Annotated in this window: 23 protein-coding genes and 4 tRNA genes; 18 read left to right on the top strand and 9 right to left on the bottom strand. The window is 41.1% G+C overall.

Features of this window, described 5'->3' with window-relative positions; genetic code table 11:
• The first annotated feature begins 129 nt into the window (after positions 1 to 129).
• From K2F45_RS03400 to K2F45_RS03360, 9 genes are all read left to right on the top strand, one after another.
• Positions 130 to 2,298 (top strand): M1 family aminopeptidase, encoded by a 2,169-nt coding sequence (locus K2F45_RS03400; protein ID WP_248933005.1) that lies wholly within the window; start codon positions 130 to 132, stop codon positions 2,296 to 2,298.
• Positions 2,299 to 2,357: 59 nt separating this feature from the next.
• On the top strand, positions 2,358 to 3,113 hold the full coding sequence (locus tag K2F45_RS03395) for a UDP-2,3-diacylglucosamine diphosphatase (protein ID WP_248933003.1): 756 nt from the start codon (positions 2,358 to 2,360) through the stop codon (positions 3,111 to 3,113).
• Positions 3,095 to 3,685, top strand: coding sequence for a Crp/Fnr family transcriptional regulator (locus tag K2F45_RS03390; protein WP_083663477.1), 591 nt, complete (start codon positions 3,095 to 3,097; stop codon positions 3,683 to 3,685). Before K2F45_RS03395 ends, K2F45_RS03390 begins: the two co-directional genes overlap by 19 nt.
• Before the next feature lie 66 nt (positions 3,686 to 3,751).
• Positions 3,752 to 4,081 (top strand): DMT family transporter, encoded by a 330-nt coding sequence (locus tag K2F45_RS03385; RefSeq protein WP_075990964.1) that lies wholly within the window; start codon positions 3,752 to 3,754, stop codon positions 4,079 to 4,081.
• 98 nt (positions 4,082 to 4,179) lie between these two features.
• Positions 4,180 to 5,253, top strand: coding sequence for a peptide chain release factor 1 (prfA, locus tag K2F45_RS03380; protein ID WP_046672315.1), 1,074 nt, complete (start codon positions 4,180 to 4,182; stop codon positions 5,251 to 5,253).
• Between the two features lie 73 nt (positions 5,254 to 5,326).
• A tRNA-Asp gene (locus K2F45_RS03375) sits at positions 5,327 to 5,400 on the top strand.
• Positions 5,401 to 5,459: 59 nt separating this feature from the next.
• Positions 5,460 to 5,536 (top strand) — tRNA-Asp (locus K2F45_RS03370).
• A 31-nt stretch (positions 5,537 to 5,567) separates the two neighbouring features.
• Positions 5,568 to 5,641: transfer RNA gene (locus K2F45_RS03365), tRNA-Asp, on the top strand.
• Between the two features lie 25 nt (positions 5,642 to 5,666).
• Positions 5,667 to 5,740 (top strand) — tRNA-Asp (locus K2F45_RS03360).
• 66 nt (positions 5,741 to 5,806) lie between these two features.
• Here the strand turns inward: K2F45_RS03360 and K2F45_RS03355 are convergent.
• Both K2F45_RS03355 and K2F45_RS03350 read right to left on the bottom strand, forming a co-directional pair.
• Positions 5,807 to 6,028 carry a (4Fe-4S)-binding protein gene (locus K2F45_RS03355; protein WP_088160155.1) on the bottom strand — a complete coding sequence of 74 codons (222 nt, stop codon included), beginning with the start codon at positions 6,026 to 6,028 and terminating at the stop codon, positions 5,807 to 5,809.
• A 62-nt stretch (positions 6,029 to 6,090) separates the two neighbouring features.
• Positions 6,091 to 7,332: an MFS transporter gene (locus tag K2F45_RS03350; RefSeq protein WP_075990962.1), complete on the bottom strand. Its 1,242-nt coding sequence runs from the start codon at positions 7,330 to 7,332 to the stop codon at positions 6,091 to 6,093.
• 70 nt (positions 7,333 to 7,402) lie between these two features.
• Here K2F45_RS03350 and K2F45_RS03345 point away from each other — a divergent pair, with 70 nt between their 5' ends.
• Positions 7,403 to 7,777, top strand: coding sequence for a hypothetical protein (locus K2F45_RS03345; RefSeq protein WP_248933002.1), 375 nt, complete (start codon positions 7,403 to 7,405; stop codon positions 7,775 to 7,777).
• On the opposite strand, the gene K2F45_RS03340 is transcribed toward K2F45_RS03345, so the two are convergent.
• Positions 7,764 to 11,810, bottom strand: coding sequence for a glycoside hydrolase family 2 TIM barrel-domain containing protein (locus K2F45_RS03340; protein WP_248933001.1), 4,047 nt, complete (start codon positions 11,808 to 11,810; stop codon positions 7,764 to 7,766). The genes K2F45_RS03345 and K2F45_RS03340 overlap by 14 nt on opposite strands.
• 379 nt (positions 11,811 to 12,189) lie before the next feature.
• Between K2F45_RS03340 and K2F45_RS03335 the strand changes: the two genes are divergently transcribed.
• Together K2F45_RS03335 and K2F45_RS03330 are read left to right on the top strand one after the other, a co-directional pair.
• Entirely contained in the window at positions 12,190 to 12,762 is a 573-nt protein-coding gene (locus tag K2F45_RS03335; protein ID WP_075990961.1) for an RNA polymerase sigma factor, read from the top strand.
• 15 nt (positions 12,763 to 12,777) lie between these two features.
• Complete coding sequence (locus K2F45_RS03330; RefSeq protein ID WP_075990960.1) at positions 12,778 to 13,893, top strand: S1 family peptidase; 1,116 nt, start codon at positions 12,778 to 12,780, stop codon at positions 13,891 to 13,893.
• 78 nt (positions 13,894 to 13,971) lie between these two features.
• On the opposite strand, the gene K2F45_RS03325 is transcribed toward K2F45_RS03330, so the two are convergent.
• Positions 13,972 to 14,607, bottom strand: coding sequence for a peroxiredoxin (locus tag K2F45_RS03325; RefSeq protein WP_248933000.1), 636 nt, complete (start codon positions 14,605 to 14,607; stop codon positions 13,972 to 13,974).
• 348 nt (positions 14,608 to 14,955) lie between these two features.
• Between K2F45_RS03325 and K2F45_RS03320 the strand changes: the two genes are divergently transcribed.
• Positions 14,956 to 16,092, top strand: a complete 1,137-nt coding sequence (locus K2F45_RS03320) for an acyl-CoA dehydrogenase (protein WP_145331039.1) — start codon at positions 14,956 to 14,958, stop codon at positions 16,090 to 16,092.
• Positions 16,093 to 16,165: 73 nt separating this feature from the next.
• On the opposite strand, the gene K2F45_RS03315 is transcribed toward K2F45_RS03320, so the two are convergent.
• The 5 genes from K2F45_RS03315 to uvrB all read right to left on the bottom strand — a co-directional run bounded on the left by K2F45_RS03315 (position 16,166) and on the right by uvrB (position 21,979).
• Positions 16,166 to 16,570, bottom strand: coding sequence for a hypothetical protein (locus K2F45_RS03315; protein ID WP_248932999.1), 405 nt, complete (start codon positions 16,568 to 16,570; stop codon positions 16,166 to 16,168).
• Positions 16,571 to 16,579: 9 nt separating this feature from the next.
• On the bottom strand, positions 16,580 to 17,830 hold the full coding sequence (locus tag K2F45_RS03310; protein ID WP_075990956.1) for a glutamate-5-semialdehyde dehydrogenase: 1,251 nt from the start codon (positions 17,828 to 17,830) through the stop codon (positions 16,580 to 16,582).
• A complete protein-coding gene (proB, locus tag K2F45_RS03305; RefSeq protein ID WP_046672306.1) occupies positions 17,827 to 18,858 on the bottom strand; it encodes a glutamate 5-kinase in 1,032 nt (343 codons plus the stop codon). Before proB ends, K2F45_RS03310 begins: the two co-directional genes overlap by 4 nt.
• Before the next feature lie 350 nt (positions 18,859 to 19,208).
• A complete protein-coding gene (locus tag K2F45_RS03300; RefSeq protein WP_075990955.1) occupies positions 19,209 to 19,814 on the bottom strand; it encodes a porin family protein in 606 nt (201 codons plus the stop codon).
• Between the two features lie 131 nt (positions 19,815 to 19,945).
• On the bottom strand, positions 19,946 to 21,979 hold the full coding sequence (uvrB, locus tag K2F45_RS03295; protein WP_075990954.1) for an excinuclease ABC subunit UvrB: 2,034 nt from the start codon (positions 21,977 to 21,979) through the stop codon (positions 19,946 to 19,948).
• 284 nt (positions 21,980 to 22,263) lie between these two features.
• Here uvrB and upp point away from each other — a divergent pair, with 284 nt between their 5' ends.
• The 5 genes from upp to K2F45_RS03270 all read left to right on the top strand — a co-directional run bounded on the left by upp (position 22,264) and on the right by K2F45_RS03270 (position 25,263).
• Positions 22,264 to 22,911 (top strand): uracil phosphoribosyltransferase, encoded by a 648-nt coding sequence (upp, locus tag K2F45_RS03290; RefSeq protein ID WP_075990953.1) that lies wholly within the window; start codon positions 22,264 to 22,266, stop codon positions 22,909 to 22,911.
• Positions 22,912 to 23,015: 104 nt separating this feature from the next.
• Positions 23,016 to 23,489, top strand: a complete 474-nt coding sequence (locus tag K2F45_RS03285; RefSeq protein WP_046672303.1) for a ribonuclease H-like YkuK family protein — start codon at positions 23,016 to 23,018, stop codon at positions 23,487 to 23,489.
• Between the two features lie 52 nt (positions 23,490 to 23,541).
• Positions 23,542 to 24,144, top strand: a complete 603-nt coding sequence (gene pnuC / locus K2F45_RS03280; protein WP_075990952.1) for a nicotinamide riboside transporter PnuC — start codon at positions 23,542 to 23,544, stop codon at positions 24,142 to 24,144.
• Positions 24,145 to 24,167: 23 nt separating this feature from the next.
• The gene (locus K2F45_RS03275) at positions 24,168 to 24,701 is read left to right on the top strand and encodes an AAA family ATPase (RefSeq protein ID WP_075994623.1); all 534 of its coding nucleotides are present in this window, start codon (positions 24,168 to 24,170) and stop codon (positions 24,699 to 24,701) included.
• 151 nt (positions 24,702 to 24,852) lie between these two features.
• Positions 24,853 to 25,263 (top strand): BrxA/BrxB family bacilliredoxin, encoded by a 411-nt coding sequence (locus K2F45_RS03270; RefSeq protein ID WP_070563263.1) that lies wholly within the window; start codon positions 24,853 to 24,855, stop codon positions 25,261 to 25,263.
• Positions 25,264 to 25,335: the final 72 nt, after the last annotated feature.

The following is a 25,335-nucleotide window of genomic DNA, read 5'->3' as shown; positions in this document are numbered from 1 at the left end:
ACGATACACCTGCATTTTTTAACGCACAACAACCTATCCAGCAACATTATACACATATTTCTTTGCGGTATATTTTCATAGCAACCGAAATTTCTTTAGATTTATTTAAATCTTGAAAATATCACAACAATGTTTAAAAAAGTCATATATCTCTCTTTGTCAATTTCCATTCTTCAAATTGGAATAAGCGAAGCACAACAACTTCCCATAGATCAACAATATCGAGCCACTCCTACGAAGATCAACAATCTTGTCCACACCAAGCTGGATGTTCGTTTTGACTATACCAATCAATTCCTCAATGGAAAAGAGTGGGTTACATTAAAACCTCATTTCTACCCAACGGACTCTCTTCGCCTCGATGCAAAAGGCATGGATATCAAACAGGTTTCTTTGGTCAATGGTTCACAATTGATTCCCTTAAAATATACCTATGATGATCATTCGATACTGATTAAGCTTGACCGTAATTACGTTGCCAAGGAACAATATACAGTATACCTCGATTACACAGCAAAACCCAACTTATTAAAAGTTCAGGGCAGCGCAGCGATTAACGATGCTAAGGGACTATATTTTATCAACCCTGATGAACGCATGCCGAACAAACCTCGTCAAATATGGACACAAGGTGAGACTGAAGCATCATCAGCCTGGTTCCCGACGATTGATCGCCCCAACCAAAAGACGACAGCAGAAATCTCCATGACCGTTCTTGACAACTATGTCAGCCTATCGAATGGTGTATTGAGCAAGCAACAGAAAAATAATGACGGTACCCGTACAGATACCTGGACAATGGATTTACCACATGCCCCATATCTATTTATGATGGCCGTTGGTGATTTTAAAATCTATCAGGACAAATACAACAATATCCCCGTTGACTATTACCTTGAACCGAAATATGCGCCCTATGCCAAAGATATCTTCGGTAAGACACCAGCGATGATGGACTTCTACAGCAAGACTTTGGGTGTTCCTTACCCTTGGAATAAATATGCACAGATCGTCTGTCGCGATTATGTCTCAGGTGCCATGGAAAATACAAGTGCAACACTACATGGCGAACATGTACAAAAGACGAAACGCGAATTGTTGGACGATAATCAGGAAGGAACGATTGCGCATGAACTATTTCACCAGTGGTTTGGTGATTTGGTCACAGCAGAATCTTGGTCCAATTTAACCATGAACGAATCTTTTGCCACTTTCGGCGAAGTTATCTGGCGTGAGCACGATGGCGGTAAAGATCGTGGAGATAAATCTAGATTTGAAAAACTCCAGTCCTATCTCAAATCGACTAAAAATGGGAAAAGCCCGACTTTAGCCCGTTATTATTATCATGATAAAGAAGATATGTTTGATAATATCAGCTATGCGAAAGGCTCATTGATTCTCTATGCCCTAAAAGAGCAAATGGGTGATGAAGCGTTCTATCAATCGTTGAAAAAATACTTGACAGACAATTCCTTTAAAACCGGCGAGCCGCAACAGCTCCGTCTAGCAATGGAAGAAGTGACCGGCAAAGACTGGGCTCCGTACTTCAATCAATGGTATTACCAAGGCGGACATCCAATTTTGAAGATCACAACAAGAAACGGAGAGAACAGTGTCATACTGAATGTAGCCCAAATTCAAGATTCTACGGTACAGACTTTCCAGCTTCCCTTGGCCGTCGATATCTACACCAAAAATGGGAAGATCAGACAGACATTTCAACTCAACAGGCGGAATGCCCAATTTATGATCCCGCTACCTGCTGCTGTTGAATTTATTGATATTGATCCCGAAAAAACACTCGTGGGTCAAATTCAAATCGATAAATCAGATGCCGACTATCTATATCAATATGAGCATGCACCTTCATTTGCCAACCGCGTCGGTGCGATTGCCTATGCCTCAAAAAATCCGACAAATACCATCAGCCAGCAAATCTTAACAAAAGCATTGGCGGATACCGATGCGGATCTTGCCGCAACAGCGATTCAAGGTCTCGATCTAAGCAATCCCGCGATGCGCAAGTCAGCCGAAAAAACCATCTTGGCACTTGCAGAGAAGTCCGAAGCCTCTGTTATACGTGCCTCTGCGATTCAAAAGCTTGCACAGACAAAAGATAAAAAATACAAAAATCTAATTCTGAATGCTGTAGCTGACAAATCCTATATGGTTATTGCAAGTTCAATCATGGCAATAAAAAGTGCTTATCCAGATCAACTTCAGCAGTCCTTGAAGCGCATTGATCCCGATGCTACGGAATATCTAAAAGCGCTGATCACCGAATTATCTAAATCATAGCAAAATATATTGTGGAGGCGAATTTTGTATTCGCCTCCATTTTTTTTAGTTTTGGCCACATGTCAACAAGAACAAAAATTTATTTTGCCTCCGACTTTCATCTTGGATCTTACCCCTTGGAACGTTCACGGGAAAGGGAGCTGCAAATTATACAGTGGCTGGACCAGATCAAAACAGATGCTGCACAGCTCTATCTTGTTGGTGATATTTTTGATTTCTGGTTTGAATATGCGACTGTTGTCCCAAAAGGCTATATCCGCTTTTTGGGTAAATTAGCCGAAATTGCAGATCTCGGCATTCCCATTACTTTATTTAAAGGCAACCACGATATGTGGATGTTTGATTACCTCAAAAAGGAATTAAATGTACGCATCATCGACAATGAGCTGGAGTTACAACTCAACGGAAAACATTTTTACATTCACCACGGCGATGGTTTAGGTTCGGGAGATTACAAATACAAGATACTCAAGAAAGTATTTCGGAGCCGTCTCTGTCAATGGCTATTTGCACGGTTGCACCCAAATCTCGGAATCGGAATCGCGACACGTTGGTCCAAACATAGCAGACTTTCGAATAATGAGGACGAAAAGTTTCTGGGCGAAGACAAAGAATGGTTGATCGGTTATGCAAAGGAACTGGAGTCAACCCAACATCACGACTACTATATCTTTGGCCATAGACATCTTCCCTATGATGTTGAGCTGAACGCCAATAGTCGTATTCTAAATTTAGGGGAATGGATCAATTACCATACCTATGCAGTTTGGGATGGTGCAACTTTACGTTTGGAAAAATGGGCGAGCAAATCCTAATTTCTTTATCCGATTGCCTGAATGGTTATCACTTTCTAACGCCTGAAAGTGCTGCAAAATTGGAGCGGGTCAGTAAGAAAATTACGGCGAAAAGAAATAGCCTGTTGATCGAACAGGACAAAATTCAAAAAGACATCTATTTTTTGGCTTCAGGATTAGCCCGCGTTTACTACGAGACGGCCAACCGCCAGATTACCCTTGATTTTGTTTCACCTGGTGGAACACTCATATCCATGAATAGTTATGTCCATGATACCCCAGGTTATGAAAACATAGACCTTTTGGAGGATAGTGTTGTTTATCAGATAGACCAAAAGCAACTTTTTGACCTCTACGAAAGTGATATTGCCATTGCAAACTGGGGAAGAAAGATGGCTGAACTTGAATTCATCAAGGCCGAACAACGAACCATGTCCAAGCTCTTTAATACTGCCCAAGAGCGCTATGCCGAGTTACTTCAAAAATACCCCCAATATATCCAGCGGATCAAACTTGGTTACATCGCCTCCTATCTCGGCGTCAGTCAGGTAACCTTAAGTCGGATTCGCGCAACTATTCACACAAATTTTTAACATTTGTAAAAATTATTATCGGCCAAAAGCTGGAACTTTGTACCAAAATAAAAAATAGAAAACGATATGAACTGGATATTTTTAATATTGGGCGGATTATGTGAAATTGGTTTCACCACGTGTTTGGGTAAAGCCAAGGATGCAACCGGGAATGGGCAATGGTTCTGGTATGGTGCCTTTGTTGTATTCCTATTTGCAAGTATGGGCTTATTGATCAAAGCCACACAGACACTTCCCTTGGGCACCGCTTATGCTGTTTGGACCGGAATAGGTGCGGTAGGTACTGTTTTAATGGGGATCTTCTTCTTTAAGGAGCCAGCAGATTTCTGGCGCATATTCTTTATTTTCACGCTGATTGCTTCCATCGTAGGACTAAAAGCAGTTTCCTCTCATTAATAGCAGGCTAGGTTGTTTAAAAGCAACAAAATTTCCTTACTTTTGTACACTCAATAGTAATCTAGGTCATACATTCCTAGAAGAAGCATTTTTGATATATGTTAGACAAATTACAAGCGATAAAAGAAAGATGGGAAGAAGTGGAAGCTGAATTGAGCAACCCTGATACCATGCAAGATATGAAACGTTTTGCCAAATTGAATAAAGAGTACAAAGATTTGGGCAAAATTGTGGACCAATACCATATTTACAAAAATATGGTGAGTAATATTGATACCAATAAGGACATCATCATGAACGAGAAGGATCAAGAACTTCGTGAGATGGCCAAAGAGGAATTGGATCTTTTATACGTAGCAAAAGAAGAAAAAGAAGAAGAAATTCGCCTAATGCTTATTCCGAAGGATCCTGAAGATGCGAAAAATGCCATTATCGAAATTCGTGGTGGATCAGGTGGTGATGAAGCAGCCTTATTTGCGGGTGACCTTTACCGTATGTACACACGTTATTTCGAAACCAAAGGCTGGCGCAACGAAGTAATGGACGTTACCGAAGGAACCTCTGGCGGTTACAAGGAGGTGATTTTAAAAGTTATCGGTGAAGACGTTTACGGACAATTGAAATACGAATCAGGAGTACATCGTGTACAACGCGTTCCGGATACCGAAACTCAAGGCCGTGTACATACCTCTGCAGCTTCAGTAGCTGTGTTACCAGAAGCTGAAGATGTCGATGTTGAGATCAATCCGGGTGATATTGAATTACAGACATCCCGTTCAGGTGGTGCTGGTGGACAGAACGTCAACAAGGTAGAAACAAAGGTACAATTGACGCATAAACCGACGGGTATCGTTGTTGTTTGTCAGGTAGAACGTTCCCAATTAGCCAACCGTGAGTTAGCGATGGAGATGTTGCGGAACAAACTTTATGAGCTCGAGTTGAACAAAAAGAACGGCGACATCGCTGCAAAAAGAAAAACTTTGGTTTCTACAGGAGACCGTTCGGCAAAAATTCGCACATATAACTACCCTCAAGGTCGCGTAACGGAGCACCGTATTGGAATGACGATGTACAACTTACCGGCAATTATGGACGGTGATATTCAAGGAATTATCGATGCATTGCAGTTTGCTGAGAATGCAGAGAAGATGAAAGATGGCCAAGTAGATTAGTTTTTTTTCAAAAAATCTTTGCAGATACGTAAACAAACGCTATATTTGCACACCTTCTGAGGAGAAGGGTTGAGGTCTGGTAGTTCAGCTGGTTAGAATACATGCCTGTCACGCATGGGGTCGCGGGTTCGAGTCCCGTCCAGACCGCTTCAAAAGAGAGAGAAATCTCATACGTTCTTTAACAAAATAAGTTTTTAAGATTTTTAGGTCTGGTAGTTCAGCTGGTTAGAATACATGCCTGTCACGCATGGGGTCGCGGGTTCGAGTCCCGTCCAGACCGCCAAAAATTATTAAAAACAATCCTTAAGATTTTAGGTCTGGTAGTTCAGCTGGTTAGAATACATGCCTGTCACGCATGGGGTCGCGGGTTCGAGTCCCGTCCAGACCGCTAAAATTTTAAAAACACAATTGTTGGTCTGGTAGTTCAGCTGGTTAGAATACATGCCTGTCACGCATGGGGTCGCGGGTTCGAGTCCCGTCCAGACCGCTAACAAAAAAAGCATCATTTAATTATAAATGATGCTTTTTTTTTGCCTTAACAATACAACAGCTATTATTTTTTTAATTCGTACTGAAGAGCTCCCGAAGGACAGTGCTTGATCTGTTCAATCAATTCGGCCGTACTCGCATTTTGGGCCGTAACCCAGGGCTTATCTTTCGGATGATACACATTCGGCAGACTCTTTACACAAACTGCAGCATGTACACAGCGTTCCGGTATCCAAAGGACGGTTATCTCTCCATTTGGATGTGGATATCTAACTATTTTTTCCATAATTCCATCTCTCTTTAACAATTCATATTTTAAGAACTAATAACGATAAAGGCAATTTTGTTTTAAGAAACAGCGCGCCGTTTTTTGATCATACTACTTACCCGATAGATCATAAAAATACCGACAATGGAAAGTAGAATAACAATCATCCCCAATGTCGGGTAATGTTCCAAGGGGCTTTCTTTTGTTTCTTGGACAATGATTACACCTGCTAATGAAGCAGCAACACCACCTGCCAGCTGTTGCAACGAAGAACTGATACTCATAAATGCGCCCCGATCTTTCATCTCGGGAACAGCAGTGATCAAAGCCGAAGATGGCGTCATCCGACTTAAAATGCCGGCCATCATTAAAATGTTTAAGATAACAACGATATAAAATGGCGTAACACCTAGGTTCGTGTAGATAAATACGACAATCATAAGCCAAAGGGAAGCGAAAGCAAAAATCTTAAACTTATCGTAACGGTCACTCAATTTCCCTACAATAGGCATAATAATCAATGAAGCAATACCCGAAATCATAAACAACATCGGCAGCTGCTCGTGGCTTACCTTTAGATTATTGACTGCAAAAGCACTTCCAAAAGGCATCATCATATAACCTCCAATGGATAGCAAAGCTGTTGCCATAAAGCCGACGCGGTATTCTCGCTGTGAAAAAGTCAACCAAAGGTGCTTTAACGCAGATTGATGTTTCTGAAGACCTATATGCGCCGTAATAGGAATGAGTTTGACCGCTATAATAACGACAATAATCAAAGCCATCACTGCAATCCACAAGAAGGCACTATGCCAACCCCAATTATTTGCAATATATAATCCTATGGGAATCCCCAGGACCTGACTTGCACCGAAGCCCATCTGCACAAAGCCCATCACACGTCCGCGCTGTTGGAGCGTAAAGATATCGGTGATAATAGCCATAGAAATCGAGCCGATAACGCCGCCAAACAGCCCGGTGACGATTCGTGCAGCAACCAACGTCCAGTAATCGTTGGCAAAACTGCAGCAGAAGGTTCCGATAATAAAGCCAGAATAGAAAAATAACAGCAGTTTCTTCCGATCAAAACGATCGGCAAAGCCCGCGGTCAGCAGCCCCGAAGCACCGGCACTAAAGGCATAGGCCGAAACCGCAATACCAAATTGAGCCGGTTTGAGATCTATGGCTTTCATCAGGATATCCCCCATCGGTGACATCACCATAAAATCAAGCACAACCGTAAATTGCGTCATGGCCAATAAAAACACCACAAGTTTTTGATATGCCGTAAAGGGCGCGTTATCAAGTTTATTTATTTCCATACTGTTCAGATTGCCACAGTTTAAACTGGCCTAAAAATACAGAAGTGCGCGAACATTCTTTGTAATAAGTTTGCAAAATTATCGCGCAAGATTCTACCTTACCTTACCTTACCTTACCTTACCTTACCTTACCTTACCTTACCTTACCTTACCTTACCTTACCTTACCTTACCTTACCTTACCTTACCTTACCTTACCTTACCTTACCTTACCTTACCTTACCTTACCTTACCTTACCTTACCTTACCTTACCTTACCTTACCTTACCTTACCTTACCTTACCTTACCTTACCTTACCTTACCTTACCTTACCAGTTTGGGTAAGACGGTCAATCACCCTTTTCAACCACTATTTAAACATAGCATAGGGTCGCTAACAAAAAAGCCAGCACCTGTGACAGGTGCTGGCTCAATATGCGATATAAAGCAAATTATTCAGCTATAACAGCGAATTCAGCTCCCGACGCATAATCGTCACCACGTTGGGAATTAAGTCCAGTAAAGCGGATATAACGTCCTTTCACAGGCTTTTCGAATCGAACAGTTTTTAATTTTTTATTCCGTTCAAAAGATCCGGACATCACATCTTCCCAGTTCTTCCCATCTTTACTCACCTGAATCTTATAATCCTTGATATCACCATTCGGTCCATCCTGTCTTGGTAGAAAAGTGAAGCCTTTAATTGTTTTGCTACTTCCAGCATCAAAATCAACCCAATGTGGGTACTGTGCTACGGTAACCGAATACATCGTATGCCAAATCGAGGAAGGATCTCCATCCAGTAGGTTCTTAGCATCCCCTTCGCCAGTCTCTTGGCTTGAGGCAAACACAACTTCCATTGGAATAGTTTCGATTTTTGAGTATTGCTGTGTTACCTTTAATTTCTCATTATGCTGATACCAAGCAGTCACGGTACCACCAGTACGTAAATCAAAAGGCGCATTGTAGACGCTTGCTTTCGCATTATTCAAACTGTATACAACAGGTTCATTCTTATTACCTGATAAAATAGAAACTTCACCGTTAGAACTTCTTGCTAAAGAAATTGGCGCATCGCCTGCAGCCGCTACCTGAGCCTTCTCCATCATATCATTATTCTGAATCGGTCGGATAATAAAGCCCATAGACGTTGGCACTGCTTTCACACGGTCTTTTTCCAACGGTGGCCCTTGTCCACAGCTATTACCGCCCAATCCTGTTACCGCAGCATCTAGATGTAGATGTATACCTGAACTTTTTGGCAATTGATAAGGGTGTGGCGCAAATGTCAGTTCGAGCTCACTATATTCCAAAGCGGAAGTTGCCAAATGATTTTTTGCAACAAAGATAGCTCCTTGACCATTATTGTTGGTTAATGCTGTCCAACGCACCTCTTCATTGTTGCTCATATTTTGCGGATTAGGCCATGGCACAAACTGGTCTTTTACAGCAGTTTTGTGCAATTCAATAAATTGAGCAGTCTTCCGGTCAGCATAATTGTTGATCGGTCCACGTCCATAGTAACTATAATTGCCAAACTCGGTCGGTAATTGCAAAGAATAGCCCAATCGAGCTAAGACCACACTCGCATTATTGGATGTAATACTTGACGACAATTCAATAGAGCCGTCCTTATAGATTGTCCAGATCTGATTGCTTGTAAATTTAAAATCATCCTTACCAAAAGGCTTATCCGTATGTTCTTTAAGGGTATACGTTCCAGAAGTTCCACCTAACAGTGATGCGCCATAAGGTGCTTGCGATTCAATCGTAAACGCCAATACAACTGTTCCATCCTTCTTGGTATAGCTATTTGAAGACAAAACCTTATGTTTCAGGTTATGCAATCCTTTTTCAAACCATTGTTGGTAAGCCCAGTTGTCATTGTCCACCGGAGCACGTAGTGCATCCAATTTAGGACCTTCACCATCGCGGATAACTTGTTTACCGGCATAGTTTAGATTATATATCGAGCCAGTTCTATTGTCAAACTTAACGATAAACTGATCTCCCTTGACCACCTGCAAATCACCTTCTTTGGAAAGCAACGGAGCCGCCCCTTGTGCAACAGATGAAATCAACGGTTTATTTTCGGCCGCTTTGACAAACAGTTGTTCCTCCATTTGTACAAAACCTTTGGCTGCCCAAGGTCGATCCGTATTGAGAATAAACTGTACTTTTACAAAATACTCCGATCCCGCATCCAACTGCGCATATTTTATCGGCAATACAAGTTGCTTGCGTTGGCGCGCCTCGGGCAGATCTGTCGCACTGATTGTACCCCTGCTATTTTTCACCTCTACCCCATTTTTATATAGCGACCATTGAACCTGATAATCGGATAGATCTTTAAAATAATTTTTATTGAAAAGCTCAATTTTCCCCTGTTGAATATCAACAGCTTTTACGCCCGCATTTTGGTACACTTTCTTTACCTCATAATACTGTGGCTTAGGTTTCATATCGGCAAAGATCAACCCGTTATTGACAAAGGTTCCATCATTGGGTTTGTCTCCAAAGTCGCCACCATAGGCAAGAAAGCGTTCGCCGGTCTTTTTATCATAATAATACATGGCCTGATCAATCCAATCCCAGATGGCACCGCCCATAAAAAAGTTGGTCGATTCGATGGCTTCCCAATAATCTATTAGGTTACCAACAGCATTCCCCATGGAATGTGAATATTCCGAAATATGAAATGGATATTTCAATTTGTAGGTACCTTTTACAGCTCCTCTTACCCAGTCTATCGAAGGATATTGGTTGGACCCCATATCAACGATTGTATTGTTACGCTCGTATTGAACAGGTCGTGATGTATCAATTTTTTTAATAGCCTGATAGGCGGCCACGAAATTATCACCCGGACCGGCTTCGTTTCCTAGAGACCAAATAACCACTGCCGGATGATTGATGGTCGAATGCACCATCTCGATATTACGGGCTACATGGGCATTTTTCCATTCAGGAACATGAGAAAGAGACTCTTTGCCATAATAATACTCATGACTTTCGATATTGGCTTCATCTTCGAGATAAATTCCATATTTATCGCATAAATAATACCAATAAGCAGGTTCTGGATAGTGCGAATTCCGGACATGGTTGATATTCGCCCGTTTCATCAATTTCACCTCAGCTTCCATCTGTTCTCTGGTTACTACTTTACCATGCTCAGGATTGGTCTCATGACGGTTGACACCTTTCAGTTTCACCGTCTTGCCATTGACATAATAATAACGTCCGGCCAAGCCAAATTCATCATCATCAGCCTTGGTGTCTTTAATCTCAACCTTTCTAAATCCAACGTAGGTAGAAATAGTCTCTATCGTTTTGTTCTTTTTATCCTTCAATTCAGCGACCAAAGTATACCGATATGGTAATTCGGCAGACCATTTATCTGGATTTTTAACGTTCAACGTTGCTGCGATGCTATTGGAAACCTGACCATCCAGGGTTGGCACAGCCGATGAAGCTTCTGTCTGGTCAACAAGGGTATTCTCGTCACTGTATAGCTTATTTTTATAAAGTGAATAAACAACTTTATACCCTTCAGCCTTCTTATTTCTTAGATTGCGTACAGTACTTGTAATTTTCAACGAACCATTTTCGTACTTGCTGTCCAAGTCTGGAATAGCCGCTAGATCGCGAATCTGAACTTTTGGCGTTGAAGTCAGGGAAACATCCCGAAATATCCCGGGCAATCTAAACATATCCTGATCTTCCAAAAAGGAAGCATCTGAACTGCGGTAAACTTCAACTGCCAACACATTTTCAGCACCCTTTTTTAAGTAAGGTGAGATATTGAAAGATGCGACGTTCCTTGAATTTTTTGAAAATCCGACATATTTGCCATTTATCCACAGGTAGAAAAAGGAGTCTACACCATCAAAATTGATAAATACCTCACGACCGTCCCAATCAGTAGGTACGGTAAAGTTGCGTCGGTACGATCCCACTTCATTACGATAAACATAAGTTGTCCAATCTTGGGCCGGTGTTCGCATGACTCCACCGCGCCAATCATCCACCTTTACTTGATGATGAAAGATCACACGTTGGTTGGTATAAATAGGTACACCATATTTTAGGCTTCCATCCTTCTGTATACCATAAATATTCCAGCTCATCGGGACTGGAACAGATTCCCAGGCTCCAACATTATAACTAGGATCATAAAAGTCCTTTGGTCGCTCTTCCGGAGTCTTTACCCAGTTAAACTTCCAGGATCCATTGAGCGAAAGCCAATAGTTACTGTGCTCGGGAAGTACTTTTCTCGCACTTTCTACGTTCTGAAAGGAGAAGAACGAAGCATGTGGCAACTCCTTATTAAGTGATAATAATTGAGGCGATTCCCATTCATTCCCTTTTGGAGCCATTGCAGCTCCATACTGGAAACCGTCGATAGATGGCGTAATCGTTTGCCCTATCGCAACAGTAGTGTCCAGCGACAGCAATGAGGCTAGAATCGTTGAAAAAATAACAGAGTTTCTTAACATAATGTAATTAAGCAATTTAGTCCAGGAAACCAAATGTAACTTCATTTTGCAGTAATAACAAGCAGATTATTAAAGCACTCGATTGCGAAACTTTTTCGATACAAAAAAAGGCCATATAGCACGTTAAAATCGTTTCATAAGAGCTTCCTTCGAGAATTGTACATAAAGCAAAAACATAAAAAATAGAGATGGCGAAAAATCACGATGTCCTCCCAAAAGCAGCAGATTTCAATAAAAAACAAATGCTTTCGGTTTCAAGGAATAAGCCTTATTTTTGGGGATAGATTTCGCTTTAAACAAATAAAAGTTTACGTTTGAAAATATTTCGAAGAATTTTATTTTTCAAAGGGTTACAATTTAAGCATTAAGGTATTAATAGGTGAGTAAATTCAGTAAATCAGTCCTGCTAGAAAATGATGAGCAAATCATTGAAGGCATCAAAGACGGCAACAGCTTGGCGATAGATGCTATCTATAAGCGGTACTATCCGTCTATAAGCCATATGATCTTGCAAAACAATGGAAGTGAGGACGAAGCGAAAGATATTTTTCAAGAAGCTGTCATTGTGCTCTACGATAAAGTTTCCAAAGGGAACTTTGAGCTCAGCAGCAAACTAAAAACATATCTTTACTCGATTTGCAGAAGGCTTTGGCTTAAGCAACTCAATCGTGCTGGTTTTGGCAATAGTGACATTCGAGGTTATGAAGATTCCTTATTTGAGGAAGAAGATCTTCAACAGCATCAAGAACTTGAAAAAAAGTTCGATCAAATGGAGCTTGCCTTAGAGAAAATGGGAGAACCTTGTAAGACAATCTTACATGATTTCTACATCTTAAACCATTCGATGCAGGACATCTGTGAAAAATTTGGTTATACCAATACAGATAATGCCAAGACTCAGAAGTATAAATGCCTACAACGGCTGAAAAAAATATTTTTTTCAACAGATTAAAACTAGTGTAACACCATGGGAACAATGAATCAAAAAGAATTTTTCGAATTAGCAGATCACTATCTTCGCGGCGAATTATCGGCGGAAGAAAAAGCTGCATTTGAATCTTTTTGTGCTGATCAGCCCTCCTATGCTGCCCAATTACAACAACACCGCGAATTTGTTGCCAATATGAAAGAAACCAGTCAACGGCTGGATTTCAAAAATGCATTAGCGCAATCAGCAAAAGAATACCATAAAACCCAAAACAAACCCGCAAAGGTGGTTCCTATAAAACAATCAACGGTAATTTCACTTTGGGAACGTATCAAAGCAAGTTCTTTGGTGGCTGCAGTGGTAGCGGTATTTGCGGTATTTGGCACATTATGGCTGAGCGGTTATTACAGCAACCTCGAGAAAGCATCTTCCGATTACAGTGCGCTACGTAGAGACATGAACAATGTCAAAAAGAACGTCAACGCTCACAACGCTGCAATCAGGGATATCAATGACAAAAAATCAGTAAAAGGTACCGAAAGCCAGTTTGGCGCAACAGGATTTATGCTGACAACAGATGGCTATGTCGTCACCAACTACCATGTCATTAGTGGAGCAGATTCGATCTATTTGCAAAATAGCAAAGGCGAATCGTATAAAGCACAAATCGTACATACCGATCCAAGCAAAGACTTGGCTATTTTATACATTGCAGATAAGACCTTTAAGAAAGCTAAAAGCTTACCTTACACATTCAAAACATCGACTTCAGATCTTGGCGAAGATATTTATACGATCGGATTTCCTCGTGACGAAGCAGTATATGGTCAGGGATACCTAAGTTCATCAACAGGTTATGCCGGTGATACTATTGCTTATCAGATCTCCGTGCCTGTCAATCCAGGTAACAGTGGCGGTCCCGTATTGGATAGCAGAGGTAATGTGATTGGTATTATTTCCGGAAAACAACGTGGCATAGATGGTGCTGCCTTTGCAATCAAAACGAAATCAATCTTGAATGCTTTAGCGGACATCCCAAGTGATTCACTGGTTACTGGTCTTAAGATCAACAAAAAGAATAGCTTGGCAGGCTTACCAAGAACAGAACAAATCAAGAAAATGCAAGACTATATCTACATGGTTAAAGTCTATTAGGACGCATTTATAACTTATAAAAAAAGGCAACGTTTTCTCAACGTTGCCTTTTTTTGCCCCTTAATTCAAGCCTAGTTCTTACAGATTAGGTTGTGGTGTCGTTCTCAAATACGGTTTGATCTCTTTAAACCCTTTTGGAAATTTAGCAGGAATATCTTCTGTCTTTATCGCTGGAACAACAATAACATCTTCACCATGCTTCCAGTCAGCAGGTGTAGCCACTTGGTAATCGGCTGTTAACTGTAAAGAATCAATGACCCGTAAAATTTCATCAAAATTACGACCTGTTGATGCTGGATAGGTCAACGTCAGTTTGATCTTTTTGTCAGGGCCAATAATAAATACGGAACGTACGGTCGCTGTTGCGGACGCATTTGGATGGATCATATCGTACAATTCCGATATATGACGATCTTCATCAGCGATAACCGGGAAATTCACTTCGGTATTTTGCGTTTCATTGATATCCTTAATCCAATTCAAGTGATCGTTTACATTATCGACGCTTAGTGCAATGGCCTTCACACCTCTCTTGTCAAATTCAGATTTCAATTTTGCAGTACGGCCCAACTCAGTTGTACATACCGGCGTATAATCTGATGGGTGCGAAAAGAAAACGACCCAGCTATCTTTGATATAATCGTGAAAGTCTATTTCACCAATGGTTGTTTGCGCTTTAAAATTTGGCGCTTCATCTCCTAATCTTAAACTCATAATCTTATTTTTTAAATGTGTTTAAATTATATAGTCTACAAATATAGTAGATTAAATTTAGCAAACAAGTAATTCTTTAATTTTTTAAATTAAAATGAAAAAACTAAACCTAATCCAATTGAAAGTAAGGATTTTACCCAAAAACTTATTATGATTACCAAAAGTAGTATAAAAAGTAATTTATTAAATTACTATGCTTGCATAATATATATTTTGTATATTTGAGTATGGTGGTACACCGATCTCATAAAACGATTGTGAGTTGGGAGAAAACCTTTTGAGAGCAAATCTTATTAGATATATAAGTTATCGACTTGGTAACTGATGAACCAAAAAAACTGAAATGCCATGAATTTTGAATTAAGCGAAGAACATAAAATGATCCGCGACGCAGCGCGGGAATTCGCCCAGGAGCTAAAGGCTGGGGCAATCGAGCGCGATGAAGCCGCAAAATTTCCAACAGATTTTGTCAAGCAGATGGCCGAATTAGGATTTATGGGTATCATGACCCCCGAAGCTTATGGTGGAGCTGGCATGGATACATTGGCCTATGTTCTTGTTCTCGAAGAAATTGCCAAAATTGATGCCTCTGCGGCCGTTATTGTATCCGCCCACAATTCACTGGTATTATATGGACTCAATGCTTTTGGTACAGAGGAACAAAAACAAAAGTACCTGATTCCTTTAGCGAAGGGCGAGAAACTTGGTGCTTTTGCGTTATCAGAACCCGAAGCCGGCTCGGACGCCTCCTCGCAGCACACAACCGCCGAAGATAAAGGAGATCACTATCTACTAAATGGCACAAAAAATTGGATCACCAACGGTGGCCATGCCGATATCTATCTTGTCATTGCACAGACACATCCTGAAAAAGGCCACAAAGGAATCAATGTATTAATTGTTGAAAAAGGACTGACGGGATTTACCATTGGTCCGAAGGAAAACAAATTGGGTATCCGCAGTTCTGATACCCATTCACTTCTATTTTCCGATGTCCGGGTTCCTAAGGAAAACCGCATCGGAGAAGATGGCTTCGGATTTAAGTTTGCCATGAAAACACTCGATGGTGGTCGTATCGGCATTGCAGCACAGGCCTTAGGAATTGCTGCCGGTGCTTATGATCTCGCTTTGGCTTACTCAAAAGAGCGAAAGACTTTTGGAAAGCCAATTTCGGACCATCAGGCCATACAGTTTAAATTGGCCGATATGGAAGTCGATATCGAGGCAGCTCGACTTTTGACGTATAAAGCCGCTTGGACGAAAGACCAGGGACTTCCTTACGGTAAAGAAGCTGCCATGGCCAAACTATATGCATCGGAAGTCGCCATGAAACACACTGTAGAAGCTGTACAGATCCACGGTGGCTATGGTTACGTAAAAGAATATCATGTCGAAAGGTTAATGCGCGACGCAAAAATCACACAAATCTACGAGGGGACCTCTGAAATCCAACGTCTGGTGATCGCCCGCGAGATTCTGCGCTAAGCTGTCAGTCATGTTATGCCCCCAAAAAGTGTCTAACCTTTTTGGGCATTGCATGACTGACAGTTTTTTAACTTTAAAGGCTCTTCAACTTGTTATCGATCATAGCAAGATATTGATAATCCTGAAAGGCAAAGCTCGCCGTTTCGGCCATCGCCAGATTCAAAATAAACTTTGCTTTGCGAAGTAAATTCTCCTGATTACCATCTGTAGCATTCAAACCATCAAACAACAAGGTTAAAGCCAATGGATGTAGTTGCTGTATTTGAAGATCTGTTTTGAGATATGCCGAAAGCTCACTTTCGGAAAGATTTAAAAAATAGGCCCTGCTCTTTTCGAAGAATTTTTCATAAGCATCTTCAAACACTGCTGGATCAGTCGGCTCCGTAAAGGCATCATGACCTTCTGTCCATATGCGAAGAAATTTACCAATTTCTTCGATCCAATTCATCAATACATCTTTTTTAAAATTTAATCCCATGATCTATGCTTATCTGATCTGTCCATTTCCACGGACAATCCATTTCTCTGTTACCAATTTTTCTAATGCAAATGGTCCGCGGGCATGTAACTTTTGGGTCGAGATACCGATTTCTGCTCCCAAACCAAACTCACCACCATCTGTAAAACGTGTTGATGCATTGGCATATACCGCAGCAGCATCCACTGTGTTCAAAAATTGTTCGATATGGAGTTCACTGGAAGAAACAATACACTCCGAATGTTTGGAAGAATATTTTGCGATATGCTCCAAAGCTTCGTCCAAACCCGAGACCGTCTTTATTGAACACTTCAAATCTAAAAATTCTCTTCCAAAATCATCTTCTTCTGCGCGCTTTAAATTTGAATAATTTTCACCTTGCAGTACCTCATAAGCTGTAGGATCCGCAAAAACTTCCACCTGAGCATCTTCAAAATAAGTTTTCAATTTCTGTAGAAACTCGGGAGCAATAGTGCGATCGACCAAAACAGTATCTAAAGAATTACACACCGATGGCCTGGAAATTTTAGCATTAGCAACAATTTTAGCTGCCATATCCAAATCTGCTGTACGGTCCACATACGTATGGCATACTCCCGCTCCTGTTTCAATGACAGGCACCTTAGCGTGCTCCCTGACATAATCAATCAATGACTGTGAGCCACGTGGTATGATAATATCCACATATTGGGTAGCTTCCAATAATTCCGAAACATGCTTCCTCTCAACAGGCAACAGTTGCACAATAGTTGTTGCGATACCATGCAGCTCCAAAATATTATGGATCACTTTCAACAGCGCTTCGTTGGTGTATAAAGCATCAGAACCACCACGCAATAGACAAACGTTACCCGATTGAATACATAGTGCAGCAACATCTATCGTCACATTGGGTCGCGATTCATAGATTACCCCAACGACACCGAGTGGAACCGTAATTTTCTCGATCTCCAATCCATTCGGCAATATCTTTTTTAGTAATAGCTGATCTGTTGGGTCTGCTAGCTGGGCTATCTGCTTAACACTGTCAGCCAAGCCTTTTAGACGATCGCTATTGAGCAAAAGACGATCCTTTTTGGGGTCGTCATCAGACATACGATCCAAATCAATCTTATTGGCTTGTAATATAGCTGCAGTATGCGCGACAAGACCATCTGCGATGGCATTTAAAATAGTTATTTTGGTATCAGGAGCCAGTTGTTGCAAAATTTGTTTTGCTTTGGCCGCCGCCTGAAGTTGTTTTACGATGGATTCACTCATAACAATACGATATCATTTGCATGTGCAATTTCTACATTTTTTTTACTGGTCTGGGACAAAGCGGATGAATCCATCTTCGCCCGCGCTACGGCAACGGTTAAGCCTTCTAGATTGACGATATTTAACACTTCTCCTTTTTCAAAATGTTCAACGATACGGGTTACCCCTACAGCTAGCAAACTTTTATGTTTCAATAATGCTTCTTCCGCTCCACGGTCAACCATCAATTCCCCTTTTATCAAACTTCCACTCGCAAGCCATTTCTTGCGGGAAGAGATCTTCTTACTTTGAGCCAGGCACAATGTACCAGTCTCGTGCTTAACCGCTTTTTGGATCGCCTCTTCGGTTTGCATACTAAAAATGACAACAGCGATCCCCATTTGATTAGCCAATCGGGCAAAGTTCAATTTCGAGGTCATTCCCCCCAATCCTACTGAGGATTTATCCTTCCTTGCCAAACCTAAGATATCCCGATCGATGGTTTCAATTTGCGGTATAATCTTGTTGTTTGCATCCAACACACCGGGGACGGAAGTACTAAACAGCAATTTTTCGGCACCAAAACCAACAGCAATCAAGGTTGCCAGCTCATCATTATCTGAAAACTTCAGTTCTTTATTACTCACCACATCATTTTCATTTGCGATTGGAATAACATTGTTCCGCCACAATTCCTCATACGTATTTTTCAATTGTAGAAATTGATCTCGATTGGAAAAATGATGTCGCTCACATAAACTCTGCGCCAATGAAATTTTAAACGGTCGGAAATAAGTTGAATACGTATTAATCAATATGGGGTTCCCAATTGCAGCAGCGGCCTTTCGCTCAGATAACGTTCCCGTATAACTGGGCAGAAAACGTTTACCCGCAGCAACAGCACCTGAAGAGACCAAGACAATATTGTATTTCTTTTGTAAGGAAGCAATCTGCCTAGCGATCTCCAAAACAATACGTTCATCAACTTCTCCCTCTTTCGTGGTAATAGAAGCCGATCCAAATTTGACAACGAGAATTGGCTTTTTCATTTTTTAGTATGTTTTAGTTTAGATTTGAGCACTAATTTACTGAGAAGAATTTGATTTACGCAAAATATGTTAACAATTGAACAATATAATTCAATTGAAAATCGCATGAAATAAGGTCGATTCCAATGGATCAGGAGACATCCGATGTGAAAGAAAGGAAAATAGTTAGCATAGATTTCAGAGGTCAATACAGATCTCTGAGCTTAGTACAAATGCCCTGAAGATGAAAACATAAAACTTGAGCTTACAAAAAAGCAGCAAATCCGATGATAACGCTTCAAAAAAAACAGGTTCTTTCTGAGGCGATATCGTTGATGGAGTGCTGCTTCCCGTTAAAGTTATATTAGTTGCTATTTTTTCAGTATCTGATGGAGGTCAAATCGTAAGCCAACATTGAACGTACGGTTATAGAGTTTTACATTTTCATTGACGCTCATATCCTTCATCCCATAATTGGAGCCAATAAAGAAACCATAGCCCCCATTCCATTTGTAACCTAAGTTAAAACCCAAACCATAGTCTGAAGGATTGGTCGTTGCATCGTAAAATTTTCCATCATTATTATTCACAGACATCTGTATACCATAATAGGGACTAGCAGCAAGATAAATCCGACCTTCTCCAACCGTAATATTATAAGCTATGTTTAAAGGAATATCGATCGCATTTCTTCGGTATGTTGTCCAGTTATTTTCAAGGGCATGCTTTGCCTCCATACCATTTTGGGTAAAGTTTACTTCAGGCTGAATAGAGAGTCCACCAACGAGCGGTATTTCAAGAAAAAGCCCTGCTGTAACACCCGAAATGCTTCGGAAGCTATAACTGTGCGTTCGTTTATTGGATACCAATGATCCGGCATTTGTGTACCCGGCGTTTATACCGTAGGAAATTTTACTTTGGCAGAACGCTGTGGAAAGCACAGAAAACAGTATTATACTGCAGATTAAATGTTTCATATGTGGTCAATTTATTTACAATTGCCACAAATATGCACGACGGAATCTTAATTTAAACGCTATTTAGCGTTGTTTAACAAATCTTAATATTGATTAACAATAATTAATACATATTAACAAACCAGCTTCCTTTACGATGGGAATCGCTCTTCATAGAGCTTCTCCAAGGAGAACATTTCATCACGATATTTCGCTGCTTCCAAGAAGTCCATTTCTTTTGCAGCTTTGTCCATTTTCTTCCTTACGTTATCGATCGCCTTCTTCAAATCTTTCTCACTGAGGTATTGCATCACTGGGTCAGCTGCAATGGCTTGCGACGGATCAGGTTCAACATAAATTTTAGGTTCAATACCCGAAAAATCAGCAACAGAAGTCTGCTCCAGAATCTCCTCCCTTGTTTTGCCGACTGTACGCGGTGTAATGCCATGTTCCAAGTTATATTTCATCTGCTTGTCTCTGCGACGATTGGTTTCATCTATTGTGACACGCATACTATCCGTCATTTTATCGGCATACATAATAACCCGACCTTTATCATTCCGGGCAGCCCGACCAATCGTCTGAATAAGAGATCGTTCGGAACGCAGAAAGCCCTCTTTATCCGCATCGAGAATAGCGACAAGCGTAACTTCAGGCAAATCAAGCCCCTCACGGAGTAAGTTCACCCCGACCAGAATATCAAATTCGCCCAAGCGAAGACCCCGTAAGATTTCCACACGCTCCAAGGTTTTAATTTCGGAGTGAATATAACGGACTTTTAAATTCAGCTTGGTCATATATTTGGAAAGCTCTTCGGCCATGCGTTTGGTCAATGTAGTAGCCAAAACACGCCCTCCTTCTTTGATGGTCTTATCGACCTCTTCCAAGAAATCATCGACCTGATTGATCGCTGGCCGTACTTCAATAATCGGATCCAAAAGTCCTGTTGGACGAATGACCTGCTCAACAACAACACCTTCGGTCTGCTGCAGTTCGTAATCGCCCGGAGTCGCGGACACATAAATCGTCTGATTCGTCAGGGATTCAAACTCCGGAAAGTTTAAAGGTCTGTTATCCAAAGCTGCTGGTAACCTAAATCCATGTTCCACCAAGGAAACTTTTCGCGACCGGTCACCACCATACATCGCACGCAATTGTGGTAAGGTGACGTGGCTTTCATCAATGACCAACAGGTAATCCTCCGGAAAATAATCCAGCAAACAGAACGGACGCATCCCCGGTTGTCTACCATCGAAAAAGCGGGAATAATTTTCAATTCCCGAGCAATAGCCCAGTTCACGCATCATTTCCAAATCATAATTGACCCGCTCTTCCAAACGCTTCGCTTCAAGCATTAAGCCCTCCTCTTCCAGTTGCGTTTTCCGTTGCATCAATTCATCTTGAATAGCCCAGATCGATTCTTTGAATTTTTCCTTCGGTGTAACGAAAAGGTTTGCCGGAAAAAGAGCAAGATCTTCCATCTTATTGAGCGTTTTACCTGAAATAGGATCGATCTCACTCAGTTCATCAATTTCATCCCCAAAGAATGAAATCCGAATGGCATTATCCAAGTATGCCGGAAACACATCCACCGTATCACCTTTAACACGAAAGGTACCCCGTTTAAACTCTGCGGTCGTCCGTGAATATAAGATCTCGACCAATTTATGCAGGAAAGCATTTCTTGTGACAGTCATACCGACACCAAAACGAAAAATAGATCGGGAGAAATCCTCCGGATTTCCCATACCGTAGATACAGGATACCGAAGAAACGACAACAATATCACGCCGACCCGACATCAATGACGACGTAGTCGCCAAACGTAACTTTTCGATTTCTTCGTTAATCGCTAAATCCTTCTCAATGTAGGTATTTGTCGAAGCAATAAAAGCTTCGGGTTGATAATAATCGTAATAAGACACAAAATAGTTGACCGAATTATTGGGAAAGAACTGCTTGAATTCACCGTACAACTGGGCCGCCAATGTTTTATTGTGACTTAAAATCAATGTTGGCTTTTGTGTTTCCTGAATCACATTGGCAACAGTAAAGGTCTTACCCGATCCCGTTACCCCCAAAAGCGTCTGGTATTGCTCTGCCTGCTCTACCCCTGCTACCAACTGCTTAATTGCTTCTGGCTGATCGCCTGTGGGTTTGTACTCCGATGTCAATTCAAATTTCATATACTTCCTATTTCTTAAAGAAAACTATTCAGGCCTTTTTCAGCAAACATTGCACCACGAATTGCTTGAGCCGTGGGCTCAAAAACAGTCTTTATGATCCGATGGTTTCAATCTGCTAACAAGAGAATTTTTCGACCTGTAGCCCAGGCCAAATCCTCTTATGGTCTTACACAAATTTACTAAAAATTTTACCATTTTAGCGCAAACTATAATAATACCATAGATGTTATTACTTTCAATTGATTATTTATTATCTTTAGTTTAATTGAACTAGCACACACGCCATGGTCACTATTCTATCTACCCAAAATAGCATTGCAAATCATTTTATTGCCGAGCTGAGAGATATCACTATTCAACAGGATCGCATGCGCTTTCGTCGGAATCTGGAACGATTAGGTGAAATTTTCGCTTATGAAATCAGCAAGACGATGGCCTACAAACCCGTTGAAGTTGAAACTCCGCTAGGTGTGGCCAAAACCCATCTCTTGATGGAACAACCCGTACTCGCTACAATTCTGAGAGCGGGCCTTCCTTTTCATCAGGGACTTTTAAATGTTTTTGATCAGGCCGATAACACCTTCATTGCAGCCTATCGGCATACAAAAAAGAGCGGCGAGTTTGAAATTCATAAGGAATATGTCAATACACCAAACTTAGATAACCGTACAGTAATCATTGTAGACCCCATGCTGGCTACAGGAAAGAGCCTCGTTTTATGCTGTAAGGATCTCCTGGCCGAATATGACATCAACGAATTACACATTGTTGCAGCCATTGCATCCGAAGAAGGACTAAACCACGTTCAGGCTTTTGTACCCACGGCGCATATCTGGGTTGGTGACGTCGACCACGAACTGACCTCAAAAGCCTATATTGTACCTGGGCTCGGTGATGCCGGAGACCTGGCCTATGGTGTAAAACACCATTAATGTGGATAAATTATTTAAAACTAAATTAACACTTAGCTCATTGAAATTCAGTAAATTTATGTCAATGATGAAGTTTAATTTTTTTATATCTAATTTATATCGCTATGAGATGGCAAAAATACAATGGCGAATCCATTCGCTCCACGATTTTCGATGCTGTTGAAGAAGTCATTAAACGAGAAGATGCCCTAGGGAATAAGCTCAAGGTTTATATCGGCACCGATTCCCAAGTCAAGAGAGGCATCATCGACTTCGCAACAGTCATCGTCTTTCTCCGGGAACATAAAGGTGGATTTATGTTTATCCAACGGGACAAAAGGCACCACCGAATGAGCATTAAAGAAAGGATGCTACTCGAAGTCCAAAAATCCATCGATATAGCCTATCAACTCTGCCCCCTCCTCGAAAAACACAAAGTAGACCTCGAAGTCCACGCCGACATCAACACCAATCCAAATTTCCAGTCAAATGTTGCCCTGAAAGAAGCCATGGGCTATATTATGGGTATGGGATTTGTTTTTAAGGCCAAGCCCGAGTCTTTTGCCAGTACCAATTGTGCTAATAAACAGGTTCAATAATTGACTATAAGGCAGACTTTGTATATTTAGGGTGTAATTTTTAATACACCACATGCATGAATTTTTTCAGCAGATTGCACGTCAATTTGCCCAGACCTCTTGGCTCGAATGGTTAGGTACCCTGACAGGCTTTCTTTGTGTCTATTTGGCCGCTAAGCAAAATATATGGAACTGGCCGATTAGTATCATCAGCGTGGCGTCCTATGCTATTCTGTTTTATGATGCCAAACTATATGGAGATACTGTACTGCAATTCTACTTTCTGTCTACTGCTGTTTATGGCTGGTATTATTGGATAAAACGAAAAGAAGAAAAAAAGAAACCCATCGTCAAAGCCAGCAAGGGGCAGTTGCTCCTTTGCCTCCTGGCAATCCTCGTCCTGACACTGTCAATCGGTTATCTCCTCGACAGCAAGACAAATTCCGATGTTCCTTATATTGACGCTTTCTGCACGTCCGTAAGTTTTGTTGCTCAATTTCTGATGACACGCAAAGTACTTCAAAACTGGCTCTTATGGGTATTTGTGGATATTTGTTATATCCCGCTCTATATACACAAAGACCTTATGCTGACCGCAGTACTCTACCTTGTTTTCACACTCATAGCTTGGAATGGCTATCGCGATTGGCAGAAAACCTATAAAAATTTTGCGTAATATTGCCTATCAAAACGATCGATGTGGGAAAAGATTTCATAAAAATTGCCGTTGTTGGCCCCGAGTCCACCGGAAAATCAACGATGGCACAATTTCTTGCCAAGGAATTTCAGACGGTATGCGTGCCCGAATATTCACGTTATTATTGCCAAAGCCTCAACAATAAATATACCTTACAGGACGAAGTCAATATGTTTTATGGACAGGTCGCCTTGGAGGAAGCGCTGGTCCCTTTAGCACAAGGACAGCTCCTCATCTGTGACACTACCTTCCTTACGGTAAAAATTTGGTCAGATCATCTTTTCGGTCACACTCCACAGGAAGTCACCGATAAAATTCAACAACATGTTTATGACCTTTATCTGCTGATGGATATCGATCTACCCTGGCAGGACGATCCACTACGGGATTTCCCCGAACAGCGCGAACATTTCATGGAGATCTGGAAAAGCGAATTGAACGCCATTAATGCGAATTATCGTCTTGTTTCGGGTCTCGGCGACCAACGTCTTGAAAATGGACTTCATGCTGTAAAAGATTTTCTGACATTGATTTGAGACAAGTGTCTTGACGAAGCAGCCTTTTACAGCTATATTTGTAGGAATAAAGTATAGCATGTTGTTTATGCGGAGTAAGTATACTTGCCCGGCGACAGAAAGCTTTATAAACACAATTAAAATAGAATATTAACATTTTACTTAAGAAATAATGTATCCAGAATATTTAGTAACTCCAATGCGTCAAGAGTTAGTTGATGCGGGATTCGAAGAATTAAAAACACCTGAAGCAGTTGATCAGGCTATCGCATCAGAAGGAACTGTTTTTGTGGTTGTAAACTCTGTTTGTGGTTGCGCTGCTGCAAATGCACGTCCTGCTGCAAAAGCTGCTGTAAAAAACGAAAAACACCCAGCTAAATTGGTGACTGTTTTCGCAGGTATGGAAACTGATGCAGTAAACACTGCACGTAACTACATGTTGCCTTACCCTCCATCTTCACCAGCAATGGCTTTATTTAAAGACGGGAAATTGGTACACATGATTGAAAGACATATGATTGAAGGTCGCCCGGCACAAATGATTGCTGACAATTTAGTTGCAGCATTTGACGAGTACTGTTAATCACGTATTTTGATTTTTGAATTAAAAAGGCTGTCCAAGTTATTTGGATAGCCTTTTTTGTCTATTGGATAA

The organism is Sphingobacterium siyangense (assembly GCF_023277505.1).
GTDB lineage: Bacteria > Bacteroidota > Bacteroidia > Sphingobacteriales > Sphingobacteriaceae > Sphingobacterium > Sphingobacterium siyangense.
Note: the sequence above shows the minus strand (reverse complement) of the source record. Positions and strands in the feature narration are given on the sequence as shown.

Coding starts and splice junctions, on each gene's coding strand:
- K2F45_RS03400 (WP_248933005.1), top strand. CDS start 130: ATGTTTAAAAAAGTCATATATCTCTCTTTGTCAATTTCCATTCTTCAA.
- K2F45_RS03395 (WP_248933003.1), top strand. CDS start 2,358: ATGTCAACAAGAACAAAAATTTATTTTGCCTCCGACTTTCATCTTGGA.
- K2F45_RS03390 (WP_083663477.1), top strand. CDS start 3,095: ATGGGCGAGCAAATCCTAATTTCTTTATCCGATTGCCTGAATGGTTAT.
- K2F45_RS03385 (WP_075990964.1), top strand. CDS start 3,752: ATGAACTGGATATTTTTAATATTGGGCGGATTATGTGAAATTGGTTTC.
- prfA (WP_046672315.1), top strand. CDS start 4,180: ATGTTAGACAAATTACAAGCGATAAAAGAAAGATGGGAAGAAGTGGAA.
- K2F45_RS03355 (WP_088160155.1), bottom strand. CDS start 6,028: ATGGAAAAAATAGTTAGATATCCACATCCAAATGGAGAGATAACCGTC.
- K2F45_RS03350 (WP_075990962.1), bottom strand. CDS start 7,332: ATGGAAATAAATAAACTTGATAACGCGCCCTTTACGGCATATCAAAAA.
- K2F45_RS03340 (WP_248933001.1), bottom strand. CDS start 11,810: ATGTTAAGAAACTCTGTTATTTTTTCAACGATTCTAGCCTCATTGCTG.
- K2F45_RS03330 (WP_075990960.1), top strand. CDS start 12,778: ATGGGAACAATGAATCAAAAAGAATTTTTCGAATTAGCAGATCACTAT.
- K2F45_RS03325 (WP_248933000.1), bottom strand. CDS start 14,607: ATGAGTTTAAGATTAGGAGATGAAGCGCCAAATTTTAAAGCGCAAACA.
- K2F45_RS03320 (WP_145331039.1), top strand. CDS start 14,956: ATGAATTTTGAATTAAGCGAAGAACATAAAATGATCCGCGACGCAGCG.
- K2F45_RS03315 (WP_248932999.1), bottom strand. CDS start 16,570: ATGGGATTAAATTTTAAAAAAGATGTATTGATGAATTGGATCGAAGAA.
- K2F45_RS03310 (WP_075990956.1), bottom strand. CDS start 17,830: ATGAGTGAATCCATCGTAAAACAACTTCAGGCGGCGGCCAAAGCAAAA.
- proB (WP_046672306.1), bottom strand. CDS start 18,858: ATGAAAAAGCCAATTCTCGTTGTCAAATTTGGATCGGCTTCTATTACC.
- K2F45_RS03300 (WP_075990955.1), bottom strand. CDS start 19,814: ATGAAACATTTAATCTGCAGTATAATACTGTTTTCTGTGCTTTCCACA.
- uvrB (WP_075990954.1), bottom strand. CDS start 21,979: ATGAAATTTGAATTGACATCGGAGTACAAACCCACAGGCGATCAGCCA.
- upp (WP_075990953.1), top strand. CDS start 22,264: ATGGTCACTATTCTATCTACCCAAAATAGCATTGCAAATCATTTTATT.
- K2F45_RS03285 (WP_046672303.1), top strand. CDS start 23,016: ATGAGATGGCAAAAATACAATGGCGAATCCATTCGCTCCACGATTTTC.
- pnuC (WP_075990952.1), top strand. CDS start 23,542: ATGCATGAATTTTTTCAGCAGATTGCACGTCAATTTGCCCAGACCTCT.
- K2F45_RS03270 (WP_070563263.1), top strand. CDS start 24,853: ATGTATCCAGAATATTTAGTAACTCCAATGCGTCAAGAGTTAGTTGAT.